Genomic DNA, 19446 nt, shown 5'->3' with positions numbered 1-19446 from the left:
ATCCAGATACGACAAGGGCGCCTTTTGGCGCCCTTGTTGGTTTCAGCTTATTCCCACTCAATCGTCGCAGGCGGCTTGCTCGACACGTCGTAGGTGACGCGGGAGATGCCTTCGATTTCATTGATGATACGGCCGCTGACGGTTTCCAGCAGTTCGTACGGCAGGTGCGCCCAACGGGCGGTCATGAAGTCGATGGTTTCCACGGCACGCAGGGCCACGACCCAGGCGTAACGACGGCCATCGCCCACCACACCTACCGATTTCACCGGCTGGAACACCACGAAGGCCTGGCTGACCTTGTGGTACCAGTCGGCCTTGCGCAGTTCTTCGATGAAGATGTGGTCGGCGCGACGCAGCAGGTCGGCGTATTCCTTCTTCACTTCACCGAGGATCCGCACGCCCAGGCCCGGGCCCGGGAACGGGTGGCGGTAGACCATGTCGTACGGCAGACCCAGTTCCAGGCCCAGACGGCGGACTTCGTCCTTGAACAGTTCGCGCAGTGGCTCGACCAGCTTCAGGTTCATCTCTTCCGGCAGGCCGCCCACGTTGTGGTGCGACTTGATCACGTGGGCCTTGCCGCTTTTCGCGCCAGCCGACTCGATCACGTCCGGGTAGATGGTGCCCTGGGCCAGGTACTTGATGTTGTCCAGCTTGCAGGATTCGGCATCGAACACGTCGATGAAGGTACGGCCGATGATCTTGCGCTTCTTCTCCGGGTCGGCTTCGCCGGCCAGGTTGTTGAGGAACTGCTCTTCGGCGTTGGCGCGGATCACCTTGACGCCCATGTTCTCGGCGAACATGGCCATCACTTGCTCGCCTTCGTGCAGGCGCAGCAGGCCGTTGTCGACGAAGACGCAGGTCAGTTGGTCGCCGATTGCCTTGTGCAGCAGCGCGGCAACCACCGAGGAGTCGACACCGCCGGACAGGCCCAGCAGCACGTTGTCGGTGCCGACCTGGGCGCGCACCTGGGCGATGGCGTCTTCGGCGATCTTCGACGGGGTCCACAGCGCTTCGCAGCCACAGATGTCGAGGACGAAGCGCGACAGGATGCGACCGCCCTGTTTGGTGTGGGTCACTTCCGGGTGGAACTGCACGCCGTAGTAGGCGCGCTCGTCGCTGAACATGCCGGCGATCGGGCAGCTCGGGGTGCTGGCCAGGACGTGGAAGTCGCCCGGCATCTTGGTGACCTTGTCACCGTGGCTCATCCACACGTCGAGGCCGAACAGGCCGTCGGCGTCGACGTGGTCTTCGATACCGTCCAGCAGGCGGCTCTTGCCGACCACATCGACACGGGCGTAACCGAACTCACGCAGCTCGGAGCCTTCCACCTTGCCGCCCAACTGCTCGGCCATGGTCTGCATGCCGTAGCAGATGCCGAACACCGGTACGCCCAGGTCCCAGACTGCCTGTGGCGCGCGCGGGCTGTCCGCCACGTGTACCGACTCCGGGCCACCCGCGAGGATGATCCCCTTTGGCGCGAATTCGCGAATCGCTTCGTCGTCCATGTCGAACGGATGCAGTTCGCAGTACACACCAATTTCACGCACGCGGCGGGCGATCAGCTGGGTGTACTGGGAACCGAAATCGAGGATCAGGATGCGGTGAGCGTGAATATCGAGGGCCATGATTCAGTCTCGTCTAAGTCATTCAGAAACAGTCGTGATTCAGAAACAACTCGGGGCTGAATAAAACAGCCCCGGTCGTAAACTTTTTGCTTGAAGGCTCAACCTACGCGGTAGTTTGGCGCTTCCTTGGTGATCTGTACGTCGTGTACGTGGGACTCGGCCATGCCTGCGCCGGTGATCCGCACGAACTCGGGGATGGTGCGCATCTGTTCGATGTCGGCGCTGCCGGTGTAGCCCATCGAGGAACGCAGGCCACCCATCAACTGGTGGATGATCGCGCTCAGGCTGCCCTTGTACGGGACACGCCCTTCGATGCCTTCCGGAACCAGTTTCTCGGCGCCGGCCGAGGAATCCTGGAAGTAACGGTCGGAAGAGCCTTGAGCCTGGGACATGGCGCCCAGCGAGCCCATGCCACGGTAAGCCTTGTAAGAACGGCCCTGGAACAGTTCGATCTCGCCCGGCGCCTCTTCGGTACCGGCGAACATCGAGCCCATCATCACGCAGGAAGCACCGGCAACGATGGCCTTGGACAGGTCACCGGAGAAACGGATGCCGCCGTCGGCGATCAACGGAACGCCGGTGCCTTCAAGGGCAGCGGCGACGTTGGCGATGGCACTGATTTGCGGGACGCCGACACCGGCGACGATACGGGTGGTGCAGATCGAGCCTGGGCCGATACCGACCTTGACGGCGTCGGCGCCCGCTTCGGCCAGGGCCTTGGCGGCAGCGCCGGTGGCGATGTTGCCGCCGATGACCTGCACTTCAGGGAAGTTCTGCTTGACCCAGCGAACGCGGTCGATCACGCCCTTGGAGTGACCGTGGGCGGTGTCGACCACCACCACGTCAACCCCGGCATTGACCAGGGCGGCCACGCGCTCACCGGTGTCTTTGCCGGTACCGACGGCAGCGCCAACGCGCAGACGACCTTGATCGTCCTTGCTGGCCAGCGGGTAAGCCTTGGCTTTTTCGATGTCGTTGACGGTCATCATGCCCTTGAGGGCGAACTTGTCGTCGACGATCAGCACGCGTTCGATGCGGTGCTTGTGCAGCAGTTCGCGAACGTCGTTCTTGTCGGCGCCTTCCTTGACGGTGACCAGACGCTCTTTGGGCGTCATCACGTCGCGGACGCTGGCGTCCAGGCGGCTTTCGAAACGCACGTCACGGGAAGTGACGATGCCGACCAGGTCGCCGTCGTGCAGGACCGGGACGCCGGAAATGTTGTGCAGACGGGTCAGTTCGAACAGATCGCGCACCGTGGCGTCAGCCTCGATGGTGATCGGGTCCTTGACCACGCCGGCTTCGAACTTCTTGACCTTGCGCACTTCGGCAGCTTGCTGCTCGATGGTCATGTTCTTGTGGATGATGCCGATGCCACCTTCCTGAGCCATGGCGATTGCCAGACGGGCTTCAGTGACGGTGTCCATGGCGGCAGAAACCAGAGGAATGTTCAGCTCGATGCCACGGGTAAGGCGGGTCTTCAGACTGACTTCGTTAGGAAGCACCTCGGAATAACCGGGCACGAGGAGAATGTCGTCGAATGTCAGAGCTTCTTGGCTGATACGCAGCATCGCGGGGGCTCCCGAGCGGGAAAATGGAAGCGCGCCATTATAGTCAGACACCCCCTCGGGTTCAATGTAAAACTCTGTCTATTATCAGCATTACGGATGTACGGGTTCAGAGCTCGACCTTGACCCAACTGACGGGCTGATCCAGCCAGTCGGCAAATTCATCGAGAAAGCTCTGCTTGAAGCCGGCCTCGGCCCAGTTGTTGAAGATGAAACCGAGGTTGGAGAAGCCGCATTCCTGGAGGAACAGAAAGCCATTGATGTCATCTTCATGCCCGCATTCGGGGCAGATGAAGTTGTCGGTGCGCCCCGGCATCCAGTCTTCCAGGCTTTCGAACAGCGCTTCGCCGATTTCCTGGCGGCACCCGGCGCAGCCCGCCTCCTCCAGGAATCCCTTGGCCGGTGTATAGATGCAGCGCTTGGTGACGATTTCGAGCCCGTTGACCGGCTCGCCGAACGGCAGCGCTTCAGGGTGCAGCACCACGGCACGGGCGCCCTCGGCGATGGCGTGGCCCATGCGGTTGCCGGTGCGCCCGCAGGTGGTCAATTCTTCGTGGATGATGTTCTTGCGCACCAGCCAGCGCACGATTGCCCGAGCCCGGGGTTCGTGCACCGGCAATGTGGAAATTTTCGGGACGATGATGCTTTGGGAGTTCATGGGGGCAAGCCCTGCTGCAAATACTGAAAATTTTCCCCGGTGTAGGAGCGAGCATGCTCGCGAAAATGCTCAATGATGACGCTGGCAGCCTGACACACAGCGGTGTCCGCGCGTCCATCGCGAGCATGCTCGCTCCTACAGTGGGAAGGCGGCCGGCAGCTTAATCCCTGAAACGCTGCGGTCAAGTGCTCAGATACCGCCCGATCAAGGCAATTCCGCTGGCCAGCACCAGCCAGGTCACCAGCTGCACGAAGGCCTCGCGTGACAGCCTCATGGTCAGCCGACGGCCGATCCACAGGCCCAGTGCCATCGCTGGCAACAGACACAGCGCCAGCATCAACAAGGGTAGCTCGGCATACACCCCCGCGACAGCGAACAGGCTCAGGCGGACCACGGTGCTGCAACTGATCAGCGCACTCTGGGTCGCCCGGGCGGCCTCTTTCGACAGACGGCTGTTGAGGTAGATCGCATAAAGAAAGCCGCCACTGCCAAACAACGCCCCGAACAGCCCGCCCACCGTGCCCATCGGCACCGACCAGGCGGCGGACAACTGCGTCGGGCGGCTTTTGATCAACAGGCTGTAAAGGGCGTAGACACTGATGAACAGCCCCATCAACAGCAGCAACAGGTCCGAATGCAGGTTCAGCAGGAAAATCACCCCCAGCGTGCAGCCCACCGCCATGCACGGCAGCAGGCGGAGCAGCTCCGGCCGGGCCACATCCCGCCGCGACGGCAGCAGATTGCCGAACGCCGCGATGAAATCCAGCAACACCAGCAGCGGCACGATTTTCGACAACGGCATGAACAGAATCAGAATCGGCCCCGCCACCAGCGCCGTGCCGAAACCGGCAATGCCGAACACGATATACGCCAGGGCAATGCCCAGGCCGATCACCAGCCAGTCCGTCAGGCCGAAGGGCCATTGGTTCAACAACTCGAGCACATTCATTCCCCTGTCATCCTTGAATTCCGAAGCGAACTCTACCTCCTGTGGGAGCGGGCTTGCTCGCGAAAGCGCTATTTCATTCAATTTCGACATCGACTGATGCACCGCTTTCGCCAGCAAGCCCGTTCCACGATCGGATGTGTCGTGGTCATGGAGATTGAACGGCGAATGCCTATAAACTGCGCCCCATGATTAAAGATCCCTTTGCAAGACTCGGCCTGGACCGGGAAGTCCTGACTGTCAGCCAGCTCAACGGCCGCGCGCGGGTGTTGCTGGAAGACGTGTTCAGCAACATCTGGGTCGAAGGCGAAATTTCCAACCTCGCCCGCCCGGCGTCCGGCCATGTGTATTTCACCCTCAAGGACAGCGGTGCCCAGGTGCGCTGCGCCTTGTTCCGGCAGAACGCCGCGCGGGTTCGCCAGGCGTTGAAGGATGGCCTGGCGGTGAAGGTGCGCGGCAAGGTTTCGCTGTTCGAAGGCCGTGGCGACTATCAGTTGATCCTCGACACGGTCGAACCGGCCGGTGACGGCGCGCTGCGCCTGGCGTTCGATGCGCTGAAGGAAAAACTCAGCGCCGAAGGCCTGTTCAGCGCCGAGCGCAAGGTGCCGCTGCCCGCGCATCCGCAACGCATCGGCATCATCAGCTCGCCGACCGGCGCGGTGATCCGCGACATCATCAGCGTGTTCCGCCGCCGGGCGCCGCAAGTTCAATTGACGCTGATCCCCACCGCAGTGCAGGGCCGCGAAGCCACCGCGCAAATCGTCCGCGCCTTGAAACTGGCGGACGCCCGGGGGTTCGATGCGCTGATCCTCGCCCGTGGCGGCGGTTCGCTGGAAGACCTCTGGTGCTTCAACGAAGAAGCCGTGGCCCGTGCGGTGGATGCCTGCGTGACGCCGATTGTCAGCGCCGTCGGCCATGAAACCGATGTGTCGATCAGCGACTTCGTGGCGGACGTCCGCGCCCCCACGCCCTCGGCCGCCGCCGAACTGCTGGCACCGGACTCCAGCGACCTGGTGCGCCGCGTCGAAAGCCTGCACCGCCGCCTGGTGATGCGCATGCGTGACCGCCTGATGCGCGACCGCCTGCGCCTCGAGGGCGTGTCTCGTCGCCTGCGCCACCCAGGCGAACGCCTGCGCCAGCAGGCGCAACGTCTGGATGACCTGGACATGCGCCTGCGCCGCGCCTTCGAACGCAGCCTCAATACCCGTCGCGAACGCCTGATCCGCCTGGAAACCCGTATGGCCGGGCAGCATCCGGGACGTCAACTGGCGATGTTGCGCCAGCGCCTTGACATCCTCGCCGAACGCCTGCCCCGGGCCATGCGCGAAGGGCTGAAGGGCCGTCGCCTGCAACTGCAAAGCCAGGTGCAGACGCTGCACGTGGTCAGCCCGCTGGCGACCCTCGGGCGTGGCTACAGCATCCTGCTGGACGAACGCGGCCATGCGATCCGCAACGCGGCACAAACCCACAATGGCCAGCGCCTGAAAGCCCGATTGGGCGAAGGTGAGCTGCACGTGCGGGTCGAGGACAACCACCTGACGCCCGTCACCCTTTCTTTACTGGATTGACCCATGCCGCGTTTTCTCGCTTCGCTGCTCCTGCTGTGCCTGACCTTCACCGCCCATGCCGACAGTTACATCACCCGCCTGTTGAACAAACCGGTCCCCGGTGGCGTGGCTGTGATCGACCTGGGCAGCGCCGCACAGGCGCCGACCGCCCGTTATCAGGGCAAACCGGTGCTGGTGATCAAGGAACAGAACAACTGGCGAGCCATTGTCGGTGTGCCGCTGACGGTCAAACCGGGCGTACAGTCGATCAGCAGCGGCGGTCGAGACTTCAACTTCACCGTCGGCACCAAGAAATACCCGGAACAGCGCATCACCCTGAAAAACACCCAGCAGGTCAACCCGGATCAGAGCAACCTCAAGCGCATCGAACGCGAGCTGGCCGAGCAGATCGCCGCCTACCGCACCTTCAGCCCGAACACCCCCAGCAACCTGCTGCTGGACAAACCGGTCAACGGCCCGCTGTCGAGCAAGTTCGGTGTTCGCCGCTTCTTCAACGGTGAGGAGCGCAACCCGCACTCGGGCCTGGATTTCGCCGTGCCCGCCGGCACTCCGATCAAGACCCCCGCCGCCGGCAAGGTGATCCTGATCGGCAACTACTTCTTCAATGGCAACACCGTGTTCGTCGACCACGGCCAGGGCTTCATCAGCATGTTCTGTCACATGTCGAAGATCGACGTGAAGGTCGGCCAGCAACTGGCACGCGGTGGCGTGGTGGGCAAGGTCGGCGCCACCGGCCGGGCGACCGGACCGCACATGCACTGGAATGTCAGCCTGAACGATGCGCGGGTGGATCCGGCGATCTTTATCGGGGCGTTCCAGCCCTGAATATTCTGTGCTGCGACTGGCCTCATCGCGGGCAAGCCCGCTCCCACAGGTTCAGCGTGATCCCTGTGGGAGCGGGCTTGCCCGCGATGGGGGGCCTGAGACTCGCCACTGCCGCCAATTGCGGACGCTCGATCAACAGCGCAAACACTAGCGCCTAATAAGCCATTCCACGCGATTAAATCTCTCAAAACTCCGCAAAAGCAGAACTTCTCTCAATTTTTTTCGACTGCTTGCCATCCTCCCCCCTCGCGGTTAGGGTTGAAGGCATGAAAACCTCTCACACCCTCATTCAGCTTCGCCAGCACCGCAGCCTGTGCCTCGTCAGCGCACGACTGCCGGGCTGAATCGCGACGCCTCGTCCTACGCTTTTCCCCAAGAACAGTTGAACCACCGGCAGGCCGCCTCTTCTCGGCCCACACAATAAGGATTGTCCCGATGAGCATGCTCAAAGACCCGTCTTCGAAATACCGCGCCTTCCCGGCCATCGACCTCCCGGACCGTACCTGGCCGTCGAAGACCATCACCGCCGTGCCGATCTGGTGCAGTTCCGACCTGCGCGACGGCAACCAGTCGCTGATCGAGCCGATGGACGCGGTGAAAAAACTGCGTTTCTGGAAAACCCTGGTGCAGGTCGGCGTGAAGGAAATCGAAGCCTCGTTCCCGGCCGCGTCGCAGACCGACTTCGACTTCGTGCGCACCCTGATCGAAGACAACCACATCCCGGACGACACCACCATCCAGGTGCTGACCCAGGGCCGTGAAGACCTGATCGCCCGTACCTTCGAATCCCTGCGCGGGGCGAAAAAAGCCATCGTTCACCTGTACAACGCGACCTCCCCTTCCTTCCGCCGCATTGTCTTCAACCAGGACAAGGAAGGCATCAAGGAAATCGCCGTGAGCGCGGCCAAGCTGTTCGTCAAGTACGCCGCCCAGCAGCCGGAAACCCAGTGGACGTTCGAATACTCGCCAGAGACCTTCAGCGCCACTGAACTGGAATTCGCCAAGGAAGTCTGCGACGCGGTGATCGAGGTGTGGAACCCGACGCCCGAGCACAAGATGATCCTCAACCTGCCGGCCACCGTCGAATGCGCGACGCCGAACGTGTATGCCGACCAGATCGAATGGTTCGGCCGTCACATCAACCGCCGTGACAGCGTGATCATCAGCCTGCACACCCACAACGACCGTGGCACCGGCGTGGCCGCCACCGAACTGGGCCTGATGGCCGGCGCCGACCGTGTCGAAGGCTGCCTGTTCGGCAACGGCGAGCGCACCGGTAACGTCGACCTGGTGACCGTCGCACTGAACATGTACACCCAGGGCCTGAACCCCGAGCTGGACTTCTCCGACATCGACGGCGTGCGCAAGGTCGTCGAAGAGTGCAACCAGATCCCGGTGCACCCGCGCCATCCGTACGTCGGCGACCTGGTGCACACCGCGTTCTCCGGCTCGCACCAGGATGCCATCCGCAAGGGCTTCGCCCAGCAGAAACCGGACGCCCTGTGGGAAGTGCCGTACCTGCCGATCGACCCGGCCGACATCGGTCGCAGCTACGAGGCGGTCATCCGCGTCAACAGCCAGTCGGGCAAGGGCGGCATCGCCTACCTGCTGGAGTCGGAATACGGCATCAGCCTGCCGCGCCGCATGCAGATCGAGTTCAGCCAGGTGGTGCAGCGTGAAACCGATCGCCTGGGACTGGAAATGACCGCCCAGCAGATCCACGCGTTGCTGCACAGCGAGTACCTGCAAGCCAACACCCCGTACGCGCTGGTCAGCCATCGCCTGCAGGAAGAAAACGGCCACAGTGCCGTGGAAGTGGAAGTGTCCGGCAAAGGCCAGGGCGAGACCAACCTGCACTGGCGCGGCAAGGGCAACGGTGCATTGGAAGCCCTGGTGGCCGGCCTGCCGGTCCCGGTGGAAATCATGGACTACAACGAACACGCCATCGGCGCGGGCACCCACGCCAAAGCGGCGGCCTACATCGAGCTGCGCGTCAACGGTGAGCGGGCGGTGCATGGCGTCGGCATCGACGAAAACATCACCACCGCCAGCTTCAAGGCCCTGTTCAGCGCGCTGAACCGCTCGCTGAGCCAGCCGGAAGCCAAGGCGGCGTAAGCCTTCGCTGAAATACAAAAAGGCCCCGGGGCGAAAGCGTCCGGGGCCTTTTGTTGCCTGATACTTTTATGCTGTTCAATCAGGCCTCTTCGCGGGCAAGCCCGCTCCCACAGTGACCGAGGTGTACATAAATGTCGGGTACACCTGAAAACCTGTAGGAGCGGGCTTGCCCGCGAAGGCGTCCTGTCAGGCAGTGAAGCTATCAGGTGAACTCGAACGTATCCGCATCCAGATTCGCCGGAAACCGCGTGCGATACGCCTGCAGCTCCGCCGCATCCAGCACCACTTTGAACACCCCATCCGCATCCCCAGCACCAAGCAAGGTCTCGCCCTGGAAGTCCAGCACCTGACTGTCGCCGGTATAAGCAAAACCCTTGCCGTCGGTGCCAATGCGGTTCACCGCCGCCACGTAACACAGGTTTTCGATGGCCCGTGCCGGCAGCAAGCGGTTCCAGTGCTGGCGCCGTGCACCCGGCCAGTTCGCGGTGTAGAGCAGCAGGTCGGTGTCCTGGGCATCGCGGCTCCACACCGGGAAACGCAGGTCGTAGCAAATCAGCGGCCGCACTCGCCAGCCCTTGAGCTCGAACTGCACCTGGCGCTCGCCGGGGGTGTAGTGGTTGTGCTCACCCGCCATGCGGAACAGGTGGCGCTTGTCGTAGTGCAAGACTTCGCCGTCCGGCCGCGCCCACAACAGGCGATTGCGATGACTGCCGTCGGCGGCCTGGACGATCACGCTGCCGGTGATCACGGCATCGAGCCGGGCCGCCTGGACACGCAGCCACTGGCTGGTCGGCCCATTCTCCGCCTCGGCGAGGGTGTCCGATTCCATGGAAAACCCGGTGGTGAACATCTCCGGCAGGATGATCAGGTCGGCACCCCGCGCCTGATCCAGCAACGGCTCGAAATGCTCCAGGTTGGCCTGGCGGTCATGCCAGGCCAGGGTGGTCTGGATCAGCGCGACGTTCAGGTTGGGCAGTGCACTCAGATCACGCATAGTTTTTCCGCTGCGGCGCGCAGGGTCTCCTCGCGTTTGGCAAAGCACAGGCGCACCAGGCGCTGGCCTTCAGGCGGCGTCTGGTAGAACACCGAGATCGGGATGCTCGCCACGCCGTGCTCGCGGGTCATCCACAGGGACATCTCGACGTCATTGAGGTCCGGGCGAATCTGCGAGTAGTCGACCAACTGAAAATAGGTGCCGGTCACGCGCTTGAAGCTGAAGCGCGAAGGCGTCAGCAGGTCGCAGAACAGGTCGCGCTTGGCCTGGTAGAAGTCCGGCAACTCTTCGACATGCTCCGGGTGCTCGGCCATGAAATCGGCCAGGGCGAACTGCAGCGGCGTCACCCCGCAGAAGCTCACGTATTGATGCACCTTGCGCAGCTCCGCCGTGAGGGCGGGTGGCGCCACCACGTAACCGGTTTTCCAGCCGGTGACGTGATAGGTCTTGCCGAACGAACTGACCACGAAGGCGCGCTGATACAGCTCTTCATGGTTCAACACGCTGACGTGGGGCACGCCATCGAACACCAGGTGTTCATAGACTTCATCGCTGACCAGATAGATGTCGCGATCACGGATCAGCTCCGCCAGCTGATCCAGCTCGGCGTGGCTGATCAGCGCCCCGCTCGGGTTATGGGGCGTGTTCAGCACGATCATGCGGGTGCGCGGGCTGATCGCCGCCGCGAGTTTTTCGAAGTCGATGGAAAAATCGTTCAAACCGAGCTGCACATGCACGCAGCGCCCGCCCGCCAGTTCCACCGACGGCTCGTAGCTGTCATAGCAAGGGTCGAACACGATCACTTCGTCGCCGCTGTGGATCACCGCCTGGATCGCACAGAAGATCGCCTGGGTGGCGCCGGGGGTGATGGTCACTTCGTGATCGGCATCGACCTGCACGCCATAGCTGCGCGCGATCTTCGCCGACACTTGCTGACGCAGCGCCGGCAGGCCGGTCATCGGCGAATACTGGTTGTGACCACTGGCGATGTGCCGGCCGACCGCGTCGCACAAGGCCTGCGGGGCATCGAAATCGGGAAAGCCCTGGGACAGGTTGATCGCCCCGGTCTGCGCCGCGAGCTGCGACATCTGCGTGAAAATAGTGACGCCGACATTCGGCAGCTTACTGGTGATCATCGGTGGTTCCCTGCTCTACACCCGGCTCTGACGCGGCGCGGGAGAGCCCGAGGATAGCCCATCCGGCGCCCATAAAAAAAGGGCGCTTAAAGCGCCCTCTTTTCTACCACTGCCTCTGTAGGAGCGGGCTTGCCCGCGATGGCAGCACCGCGGTGCAACAGTCACACCGCATAATCGTTCATCGCGGGCAAGCCCGCTCCCACAGGGGTCAGGGCAGGCCTGCAATCAGCGCTTGTCGCGGCGCTTTTTGTCGGCCTTCTTGTGGTGCGACATCAAGCGACGCTTCTTGTTGACCTGGCGGTCGGTCAGCGAGTTCTTGTTGCCTTCGTACGGGTTCTCGCCGCCCTTGAACTCGATGCGGATCGGCGTGCCGACCAGCTTCAGGACACGGCGGTAAGTGTTCTCCAGGTAACGCACGTAAGACTTCGGCACCTTCTCGATCTGGTTACCGTGAATCACGATGATCGGCGGGTTCGCACCACCCAGGTGGGCATAACGCAGCTTGATCCGGCGGCTGTTGACCATCGGCGGCTGGTGCTCGGTGACGGCGTCCTCGAGGATCTGGGTCAGGCGGCTGGTCGGCCAGCGGGTGACCGCCGACTTGAACGAGTTCTGCACCGAGGCGTAGAGGTTACCCACGCCCGTGCCGTGCAACGCCGAAATGAAGTGGATGTCGGCAAAGTCGACGAAGAACAACCGGCGTTCCAGTTCGACCTTCACGAAATCGCGTTCGCCCGGGGTCATGCCGTCCCACTTGTTCAGTGCGATGACCAAGGCCCGACCGGCCTCCAGGGCAAAGCCCAGCAGGTTGAGATCGTGATCCACCACACCCTCGCGGGCGTCCATGACGAAGATCACCACGTTGGCGTCCTTGATCGCCTGCAGCGTCTTGACCACCGAGAACTTTTCGACTTCCTCGTGGATCTTGCCGCGCTTGCGCACGCCCGCCGTGTCAATCAGCGTGTACTTCTCGTCATTTCGTTCGAACGGGATGTAGATACTGTCCCGGGTGGTGCCGGGCTGGTCGTAGACGATCACCCGGTCTTCACCGAGCATGCGGTTGACCAGGGTCGACTTGCCGACGTTGGGACGGCCGATGATGGCAATCTTGATCCCGTCTTTTTCGCTCGGGCCAGGAATGCGCTTGGCTTCTTCGCCTTCGGCGACTTCTTCCTCTTCCTCGCCTTCCTGCGGCTCGTCGTCATCCTTCGGGAAATCGCTCAGGGCGATTTCCAGCAACTGGGTGATGCCACGACCGTGGGCACCGGCGATCGGGATCGCGTGGCCCATGCCCAACGGCGCGAACTCGGCGCGGGCCATTTCAGGGTCGATGTTGTCGACCTTGTTCGCCACCACGTGAGAGCGCTTGTTACGCTTGCGCAAGTGCTCGGCGATCATCTGGTCGGCGGCGGTGAAACCTGCCTTGGCATCGACCAGGAACAGGACCACATCGGCTTCTTCAATGGCCAGCAGCGACTGCTCGGCCATTTTTTCGTCCATACCATGCTCGTCACCGGAGATACCGCCGGTGTCGATCAGAATGTAGGAACGCCCTTGCCACTTGGCCTCACCGTACTGGCGATCACGGGTCAGACCGGACAGGTCGCCGACGATGGCGTCGCGAGTCCTGGTCAGGCGGTTGAACAAGGTGGACTTGCCGACGTTCGGTCGACCCACCAGGGCGATTACGGGAACCATGCGGCTCTCCACTTCGTTATTTCAGAAAATACAAAAGCCGCTGCTAGGCAGCGGCTGGTGCTCGAGGGCTTCCCGGACACATCCACGATCCCTGTAGGAGCGAGCATGCTCGCGATGGGCGTCAACGAAGACGTTGGCGTCCTGAATGAACGCGGTGCCTGTGCGTCCATCGCGAGCATGCTCGCTCCTACAGTTTCAGTCATGCGCAAAGGTGCAGCCGCTTGAGGTATCAACCCCAAGCATAGTTGTTACTTGATGGTCAGGGCTTCCAGTTTGCCGCTGTTGCCATACACATAAATCATGTTGTCCACCACCAGCGGACGGGCACGCAGGCCGTCGCTGTCGATGCGCTCGCGGCCGACGAAACGACCGTCTACCTGGCTCAACAGGTGCAGGTAACCTTCCAGGTCACCCACTGCAACATAGCTGGAGAACACTTCCGGTGCCGACAGTTGACGGCGAGCCAGTGCATCGTTGCTCCACAGGGCGGTGGTCGAACGCTCGTCGACGCCTTCAACGGTGCCCGAAGACAGGCTCACGTAGACGTTGCCGAAACCCTGGGCCACGCCAGCGTAGCTGGACGCATCACGCTGCCAGAGCTGACGACCGCTTTCCAGGTCCAGTGCCGCGACACGGCCCTGGTAGCTCGCTACATAAAGCGTCTCGCCGGACAGCAGCAGGCCGCCGTCGATGTCGACCACACGCTCCAGTTCCGAACGCCCCTGCGGGATCGCGACGCGTTGTTCCCACACCGGCACGCCGTTGGAGATGTCCAGGGCGACCACTTTACCGGTCGACAGGCCAGCCACCGCCAGGCGGTTGGTCACGATCGGCGCACTGGTGCCACGCAGGGTCAGAACCGCCGGGGTGCTGTCATACATCCAGCGCTGGCTGCCGGTTGCGGCATCCAGACCGATCAGACGGTCGTCCTGGGTCTGCACCACCACCACATCACCGTTGTTGGCCGGGGGTGCGAGCACTTCGCTGGACACGCGAGCGCGCCATTTCTCTTCGCCATTGGTAGAGTCCAGGGCAACGATTTCACCCTTGAGCGTACCAATCGTCAGCAGGCCGTAACCGACGCCAACGGCACCGGACACAGGCAGCTCGAGATCCTTCTTCCACTTGACGTCGCCGTTGTTGCGATCCAGCGCCATCACCACGCCCGTTACGTCGGCGGCATAAATGGTGCTGCCCTCGACCGCCGGAACCAGCATGTTGTAGGTTTCGCCCTGACCGTCACCGATCGAACGACTCCACTGTTTCTGCAGAACCACCTCTTCCTTGAAATCGGTCAGTTCAGCCGGTGGCAGTTCTTTCTTGCTGTTGCTGCTGCAACCCGCGGCCAGAATGGCCAGAGCCAGCAATGCTGCATGTTTCCACTGGATCACGTCACGCATCCCCTTTGGCCAGGTCGTCCAGCTTGATTTGTAGGCCACCGACTGCCGCTTCATCCGACAGTGCCGCCTTGGCTTTTTGATACGCCGTGTTCGCTTCATCGGTACGACCCAGCTGCACCAGCAGGTCGCCCTTGAGTTCTTCGCGAGTGGCCAGGAACGCCTTGTCGGCATCGCCTTCGAGCAGTTTCAGGGCTTCATCGGCCTTGTTCTGCGCACCCAGCACCTGCGCCAGGCGCTGACGGGCGATTTCGCCCAGTGCCGGATTGGCCGGTTTGGCGACGATGGCCTTCAGCTCGCTCGCGGCGTCGTCCAGCTTGCCGCTGTCCACCGCGACCTTGGCCACGAACAGGCTGCCGTACTGCGCGTAGGCGCTGCCGCCGAACTCGCTGTTGAGCTTGCCGGCCAGGTCCGAGACACGGGCGGCATCCGGCTTGCCGTCAGGCGTCAGCGTGGTTTCGAGCAATTGCTGATAAAGCACCGAAGCGCCTTGCGACTGGTTGCCCTGATACTTCTGAAACGCCTGCCAGCCGAATACGATGACCAGCGCCAACAGGCCGCCGGTGACCAGGGGCTTGCCGTTGCGTGACCACCATTCCTTCAAATCCGCCAGCTGTTCGTCTTCGGTACTCGACACCCCAATACTCCTTAATCGCTAAATCGGCTGTTTGGACAGCTTCAACCCTGCACGACGCAGGTGGCCAGGTGTGCAGCAAGCGCATCCCAGGCAATGCTTTGTTGTTCGCCCTGGCCACGCAGGGGTTTGAAACCTACCACTTGCTGGGCCATTTCGTCGTCACCGAGGATCAGCGCATACAGCGCACCGCTCTTGTCGGCTTTCTTGAACTGGCTCTTGAAACTGCCGGCGCCGGCATTCACTTGCAGGCGCAGGTTGGGTAGCTGGTCACGCACACGCTCGGCCAGCGCCAGGCCGGCCAACTCGGCTTTTTCACCGAAGGCGCACAGGTAGACGTCGACCTGGCGGGAGATCTCTTGCGGGATCTGCTCCAGGGTTTCCAGCAGCAGCACCAGGCGCTCGATCCCCATGGCGAAACCGACGCCCGGGGTCGGCTTGCCGCCCATCTGCTCCACCAGACCGTCGTAACGGCCGCCGGCACACACGGTGCCCTGGGCGCCCAACTTGTCGGTGACCCATTCGAAAACGGTCTTGCTGTAGTAATCCAGCCCGCGCACCAGCTTCGGGTTGATCACGTAAGGAATGCCCGCGGCGTCCAGGCGAGCCTTGAGGCCCTCGAAGTGCGCACGGGATTCGTCGTCCAGGTAGTCGGCCATTTTCGGCGCGTCCACCAGGATCGCCTGCGTGTCGGCATTCTTGGTGTCCAGGACCCGCAGCGGGTTGGTCTTCAGGCGGCGCTGGCTGTCTTCGTCGAGCTTGTCCAGGTGTTGCGACAGGAACGCCACCAGCGCTTCACGGTAACGCCCACGGGACTCGCTGGTGCCCAGGCTGTTGAGTTCGAGCTTGACCGCATCGCGGATGCCCAGCTCGCCCCACAGGCGCCAGGTCAGCACGATCAGCTCGGCGTCGATGTCCGGACCGTCGAGGTTGAACACCTCCACGCCGATCTGGTGGAACTGGCGATAACGGCCTTTCTGCGGACGCTCGTGACGGAACATCGGGCCGATGTACCAGAGTTTCTGCACCTGGCCACCGCCGGTGATGCCGTGTTCGAGCACCGCACGCACGCAGGCCGCCGTGCCTTCGGGGCGCAGGGTCAGCGAATCGCCGTTGCGGTCGTCGAAGGTGTACATCTCTTTTTCGACGATGTCGGTCACTTCGCCGATCGAGCGCTTGAACAGCTCGGTGAACTCGACGATCGGCATGCGGATCTGCTTGTAACCGTAGTTATCCAGCAGGCGCGCAACGGTGCCCTCGAAGTGACGCCACAGGGGGGTCTGTTCGGGCAGGATGTCGTTCATGCCACGAATGGCTTGCAGAGACTTGCTCACTATCAATCCTTAAATTCGTTCGACCTAGCCGCGCGCAATGACGGCAGCGTCGGCTTCGACCTTTTCGGCCGCTTTCTCGCGGATCAAGCGTTCAAGCTCATCCACCAGATTGTCATTCGTCAGTTTCTGCGACGGCTTGCCGTCGATGTAAATCAGGTTGGGCGTGCCGCCGGTCAAGCCGATATGGGCTTCCTTGGCTTCGCCCGGGCCGTTGACCACACAGCCGATGACCGCGACATCCAGCGGCACCAGCAGGTCTTCAAGGCGCCCTTCCAGCTCGTTCATGGTCTTGACCACATCGAAGTTCTGCCGCGAGCAGCTCGGGCAGGCGATGAAGTTGATGCCACGGGAACGCAGGTGCAGGGACTTGAGAATGTCGTAGCCGACTTTCACTTCCTCGACCGGATCGGCCGCCAGCGAGATGCGGATAGTATCGCCAATCCCTTCGGCGAGCAGCATACCGAGGCCCACGGCGGATTTCACCGTGCCTGAACGCAAACCACCGGCTTCGGTGATGCCCAAGTGCAGCGGCTGGACGATTTCCTTGGCCAGCAGGCGATACGCCTCGACCGCCATGAACACATCGGAGGCCTTCACACTGACCTTGAAGTCCTGGAAATTCAGGCGTTCCAGATGTTCGACGTGGCGCAGCGCGGACTCGACCAGCGCGGCCGGGGTCGGCTCGCCGTATTTCTTCTGCAGGTCTTTTTCCAGGGAACCGGCGTTGACGCCGATGCGGATCGGGATGCCACGGTCACGGGCGGCGTCGACCACCGCACGCACGCGGTCCTCGCGGCCGATGTTGCCCGGGTTGATGCGCAGGCAATCGACGCCCAGTTCGGCCACGCGCAAGGCGATGCGGTAGTCGAAGTGAATGTCGGCCACCAGCGGCACCTTGACCAGTTGCTTGATCTTGCCAAATGCCTCGGCGGCGTCCATGTCGGGCACGGACACGCGCACGATGTCGACGCCGGCGGCTTCCAGGCGGTTGATCTGGGCGACGGTGGCCGCCACGTCATTGGTGTCGCTGTTGGTCATGCTCTGCACAGCGATAGGCGCATCGCCGCCCACAGGCACGTTACCCACCCAGATCTTGCGGGATTCGCGACGTTTGATTGGAGATTCGCCGTGCATGACTTATTGACCCAACTTCAGGCGAGCGGTCTCGCCACTGGTGAACGGAGCGACATCGACCATCTGGCCGTTGTAACTGACCTGCGCGCCACGGGCATAACCCAGGCGCACGGCAAACGGCGGCTTGCCGCTGAGGCTGACGCTGTCGCCCTTGCGCTTGAGGCCACTCAACAGCACCTTGCCGGAGCCATCGGTCACCTGCGTCCAGCAATCAGCGGTGAATTGCAGTTGAACCTGACCCTGGCCAGCGGTGGTGGCCGCGGCGGTCGGCGCCGGAATGGTCGGGGTGACCGAAGCGGCGGCCGGCGCAGTAGCGGCGGCCGGAGCAGTCGGAGCAGGCGCAGTCGGAGCAGGCGCAGCTGGCGTGGCAACGACCGGTGCCGCATTGTGCGTCGGTGCGGCCGGGGCAGGCGTTGCCGGGGCGGCCGGAGCCGTCGGCTCAGCGGCCGGCGCAGCGTTGGCTTCAGCCGGCGCTTCAGCGGCGCTCTCGGCCTGTGGCAGTGCCAGCGCGGTGGAGTTGTCGGTCTGCGCTTCGGCAACGGCCTGGTCTTCGGGCTCGTCCAGCGGATGGATCTGGGTGGTGCCGTCGGCGCCTTCGACTTCAACGTGTTCCGGGCTGAGGCTGATCAGGTCCTTGGTCCGCAGGGAGGTCTGATCCTGCCACCAGACAAAACCGCCACCGATCACCGCGATGAGCAGCAACAGGCTGACGATGCGCAAAATGGTGTGGGAAACCCGTACCGGCTCTTCGATGCGACCCAGGGCGTGAACGCTGCTGCCCTGGGAGTCGGTGCCGGTGGACTGGTCGAACTGCTGGACCAGAACGGTCTGGTCCATGCCGAGCAACTTGGCGTACGCACGAATGTAGCCACGGGCAAAGGTGTGCCCTGGCAGCTTGTCGAAAGCGCCCGCCTCAAGATTGCTCAGGGAAGTGACCGTGAGGTTGAGCTTGAGGGCCACTTCGGCCAGCGACCAGCCATTGCTTTCGCGGGCCTGGCGCAAGGTCTCACCGGGGTTAACGCGATTCGCTGCTACAACTTCGGGATGCGCCGCTTTCATCATTGCTCCGACAGGTATTGCTGATATTCCGGCGTACCGGGATAGAGTCGTTTGAGTTGCAGGCCAAAACTGGCGGCCTTGTCGCGATCTTCAAATACTTTTGCCAACCGCACGCCGAGCAACAGACTACGTGCATTTTGCTCCGTGAGCAGGCTGAAACGGTCGTAATAGTCTCGCGCGGGCACATAATGCCTGTCTTCGTAAGACAACTCAGCCATTTCCAGCAAGGCACGGGGTTGTTGCTGATTCAACCGCAGGGCTTTTTCCAGTTGCTGCTGGGCCAATTCACGCTGGCCGAGCATCGAGGCGGTCATTCCCAGGTTCTCGAACACCCGTGAGCGTTCAGGATACAGGGTATCGGCGGCGGCTTGCTCGAAGCGCTCGTACGCCTCTTTGTAGCGCTTCTGCTCGTAGAGGAAACTGCCGTAGTTATTGAGGATTCGCGCATCCTTGGGGCTGGACGACAGCGCCTTGCGAAAATGCTCATCGGCCAGCTCCGGCTCCATTTCGGCCTGGAACACCAGGCCCAGCGCCGCGTTGGCGTCCGGGTCCGAGCTGTCCAGCTCCAGCGCTTTCTTCAACGGCACCTTGGCGCGTTCGGTCATGCCCTGTTGCAGGTAACCCAACCCCAGTTGCACATAGGCGACACGTGCCTCGTCGCGCCCCTTGCTGGTCTTCATCGGATTGAAATCGCCCGACAGGACGCAACCAGTGCAAAGACTGGCGAACAGCAAAAGCAGCGCAAAGCGCAGGGACAT

At 62.5% G+C, this 19446-nt stretch carries 16 protein-coding genes; 3 read left to right on the top strand and 13 right to left on the bottom strand.

Features of this window, described 5'->3' with window-relative positions; translation table 11 throughout:
- Positions 1 to 47 precede the first annotated feature (47 nt).
- The 4 genes from guaA to QIW53_RS08695 all read right to left on the bottom strand — a co-directional run bounded on the left by guaA (position 48) and on the right by QIW53_RS08695 (position 4797).
- Entirely contained in the window at positions 48 to 1625 is a 1578-nt protein-coding gene (gene guaA / locus QIW53_RS08710) for a glutamine-hydrolyzing GMP synthase (protein WP_371049227.1), read from the bottom strand.
- Between the two features lie 98 nt (positions 1626 to 1723).
- Positions 1724 to 3193, bottom strand: coding sequence for an IMP dehydrogenase (guaB, locus tag QIW53_RS08705; RefSeq protein WP_192302600.1), 1470 nt, complete (start codon positions 3191 to 3193; stop codon positions 1724 to 1726).
- Positions 3194 to 3299: 106 nt separating this feature from the next.
- Positions 3300 to 3848, bottom strand: coding sequence for a sugar ABC transporter ATPase (locus tag QIW53_RS08700; RefSeq protein ID WP_371049226.1), 549 nt, complete (start codon positions 3846 to 3848; stop codon positions 3300 to 3302).
- 181 nt (positions 3849 to 4029) lie between these two features.
- Positions 4030 to 4797 (bottom strand): sulfite exporter TauE/SafE family protein, encoded by a 768-nt coding sequence (locus QIW53_RS08695; RefSeq protein ID WP_371049224.1) that lies wholly within the window; start codon positions 4795 to 4797, stop codon positions 4030 to 4032.
- A gap of 185 nt (positions 4798 to 4982) precedes the next feature.
- Between QIW53_RS08695 and xseA the strand changes: the two genes are divergently transcribed.
- The 3 genes from xseA (at position 4983) to leuA (ending at position 9302) form a co-directional block, all read left to right on the top strand.
- Positions 4983 to 6362 (top strand): exodeoxyribonuclease VII large subunit, encoded by a 1380-nt coding sequence (xseA, locus tag QIW53_RS08690; protein ID WP_371049223.1) that lies wholly within the window; start codon positions 4983 to 4985, stop codon positions 6360 to 6362.
- Between the two features lie 3 nt (positions 6363 to 6365).
- Positions 6366 to 7187 carry a peptidoglycan DD-metalloendopeptidase family protein gene (locus QIW53_RS08685; RefSeq protein ID WP_371049222.1) on the top strand — a complete coding sequence of 274 codons (822 nt, stop codon included), beginning with the start codon at positions 6366 to 6368 and terminating at the stop codon, positions 7185 to 7187.
- 435 nt (positions 7188 to 7622) lie between these two features.
- Positions 7623 to 9302, top strand: a complete 1680-nt coding sequence (gene leuA, locus QIW53_RS08680; protein ID WP_371049221.1) for a 2-isopropylmalate synthase — start codon at positions 7623 to 7625, stop codon at positions 9300 to 9302.
- Between the two features lie 202 nt (positions 9303 to 9504).
- Here leuA and QIW53_RS08675 read toward each other — a convergent pair whose 3' ends face one another.
- The 9 genes from QIW53_RS08675 to pilW all read right to left on the bottom strand — a co-directional run bounded on the left by QIW53_RS08675 (position 9505) and on the right by pilW (position 19446).
- The gene (locus QIW53_RS08675) at positions 9505 to 10296 is read right to left on the bottom strand and encodes an amidohydrolase (protein WP_371049220.1); all 792 of its coding nucleotides are present in this window, start codon (positions 10294 to 10296) and stop codon (positions 9505 to 9507) included.
- Positions 10284 to 11432 carry a pyridoxal phosphate-dependent aminotransferase gene (locus QIW53_RS08670; protein ID WP_371049219.1) on the bottom strand — a complete coding sequence of 383 codons (1149 nt, stop codon included), beginning with the start codon at positions 11430 to 11432 and terminating at the stop codon, positions 10284 to 10286. The genes QIW53_RS08675 and QIW53_RS08670 overlap by 13 nt, the downstream gene beginning before the upstream one ends.
- A gap of 225 nt (positions 11433 to 11657) precedes the next feature.
- Positions 11658 to 13130, bottom strand: a complete 1473-nt coding sequence (der, locus tag QIW53_RS08665; RefSeq protein WP_371049218.1) for a ribosome biogenesis GTPase Der — start codon at positions 13128 to 13130, stop codon at positions 11658 to 11660.
- Between the two features lie 248 nt (positions 13131 to 13378).
- The gene (bamB, locus tag QIW53_RS08660) at positions 13379 to 14530 is read right to left on the bottom strand and encodes an outer membrane protein assembly factor BamB (RefSeq protein ID WP_371049216.1); all 1152 of its coding nucleotides are present in this window, start codon (positions 14528 to 14530) and stop codon (positions 13379 to 13381) included.
- Entirely contained in the window at positions 14523 to 15164 is a 642-nt protein-coding gene (locus QIW53_RS08655) for a YfgM family protein (protein ID WP_192302610.1), read from the bottom strand. Before QIW53_RS08655 ends, bamB begins: the two co-directional genes overlap by 8 nt.
- A gap of 41 nt (positions 15165 to 15205) precedes the next feature.
- The gene (hisS, locus tag QIW53_RS08650) at positions 15206 to 16495 is read right to left on the bottom strand and encodes a histidine--tRNA ligase (protein ID WP_371049215.1); all 1290 of its coding nucleotides are present in this window, start codon (positions 16493 to 16495) and stop codon (positions 15206 to 15208) included.
- A gap of 24 nt (positions 16496 to 16519) precedes the next feature.
- Positions 16520 to 17629: a flavodoxin-dependent (E)-4-hydroxy-3-methylbut-2-enyl-diphosphate synthase gene (ispG, locus tag QIW53_RS08645; RefSeq protein ID WP_020795607.1), complete on the bottom strand. Its 1110-nt coding sequence runs from the start codon at positions 17627 to 17629 to the stop codon at positions 16520 to 16522.
- 3 nt (positions 17630 to 17632) lie between these two features.
- The gene (locus tag QIW53_RS08640) at positions 17633 to 18688 is read right to left on the bottom strand and encodes a RodZ domain-containing protein (protein WP_371049214.1); all 1056 of its coding nucleotides are present in this window, start codon (positions 18686 to 18688) and stop codon (positions 17633 to 17635) included.
- Positions 18688 to 19446, bottom strand: a complete 759-nt coding sequence (pilW, locus tag QIW53_RS08635) for a type IV pilus biogenesis/stability protein PilW (protein WP_371049213.1) — start codon at positions 19444 to 19446, stop codon at positions 18688 to 18690. Before pilW ends, QIW53_RS08640 begins: the two co-directional genes overlap by 1 nt.

It is taken from the genome of Pseudomonas fluorescens (assembly GCF_041354075.1).
Lineage (GTDB): Bacteria > Pseudomonadota > Gammaproteobacteria > Pseudomonadales > Pseudomonadaceae > Aquipseudomonas > Aquipseudomonas fluorescens_CE.
Note: the sequence above shows the minus strand (reverse complement) of the source record. Positions and strands in the feature narration are given on the sequence as shown.

Coding starts and splice junctions, on each gene's coding strand:
- QIW53_RS08675 (WP_371049220.1), bottom strand. CDS start 10,296: ATGCGTGATCTGAGTGCACTGCCCAACCTGAACGTCGCGCTGATCCAG.
- leuA (WP_371049221.1), top strand. CDS start 7,623: ATGAGCATGCTCAAAGACCCGTCTTCGAAATACCGCGCCTTCCCGGCC.
- bamB (WP_371049216.1), bottom strand. CDS start 14,530: ATGCGTGACGTGATCCAGTGGAAACATGCAGCATTGCTGGCTCTGGCC.
- QIW53_RS08700 (WP_371049226.1), bottom strand. CDS start 3,848: ATGAACTCCCAAAGCATCATCGTCCCGAAAATTTCCACATTGCCGGTG.
- pilW (WP_371049213.1), bottom strand. CDS start 19,446: ATGTCCCTGCGCTTTGCGCTGCTTTTGCTGTTCGCCAGTCTTTGCACT.
- QIW53_RS08695 (WP_371049224.1), bottom strand. CDS start 4,797: ATGAATGTGCTCGAGTTGTTGAACCAATGGCCCTTCGGCCTGACGGAC.
- guaB (WP_192302600.1), bottom strand. CDS start 3,193: ATGCTGCGTATCAGCCAAGAAGCTCTGACATTCGACGACATTCTCCTC.
- QIW53_RS08685 (WP_371049222.1), top strand. CDS start 6,366: ATGCCGCGTTTTCTCGCTTCGCTGCTCCTGCTGTGCCTGACCTTCACC.
- xseA (WP_371049223.1), top strand. CDS start 4,983: ATGATTAAAGATCCCTTTGCAAGACTCGGCCTGGACCGGGAAGTCCTG.
- der (WP_371049218.1), bottom strand. CDS start 13,130: ATGGTTCCCGTAATCGCCCTGGTGGGTCGACCGAACGTCGGCAAGTCC.
- guaA (WP_371049227.1), bottom strand. CDS start 1,625: ATGGCCCTCGATATTCACGCTCACCGCATCCTGATCCTCGATTTCGGT.
- ispG (WP_020795607.1), bottom strand. CDS start 17,629: ATGCACGGCGAATCTCCAATCAAACGTCGCGAATCCCGCAAGATCTGG.
- QIW53_RS08640 (WP_371049214.1), bottom strand. CDS start 18,688: ATGAAAGCGGCGCATCCCGAAGTTGTAGCAGCGAATCGCGTTAACCCC.
- QIW53_RS08670 (WP_371049219.1), bottom strand. CDS start 11,432: ATGATCACCAGTAAGCTGCCGAATGTCGGCGTCACTATTTTCACGCAG.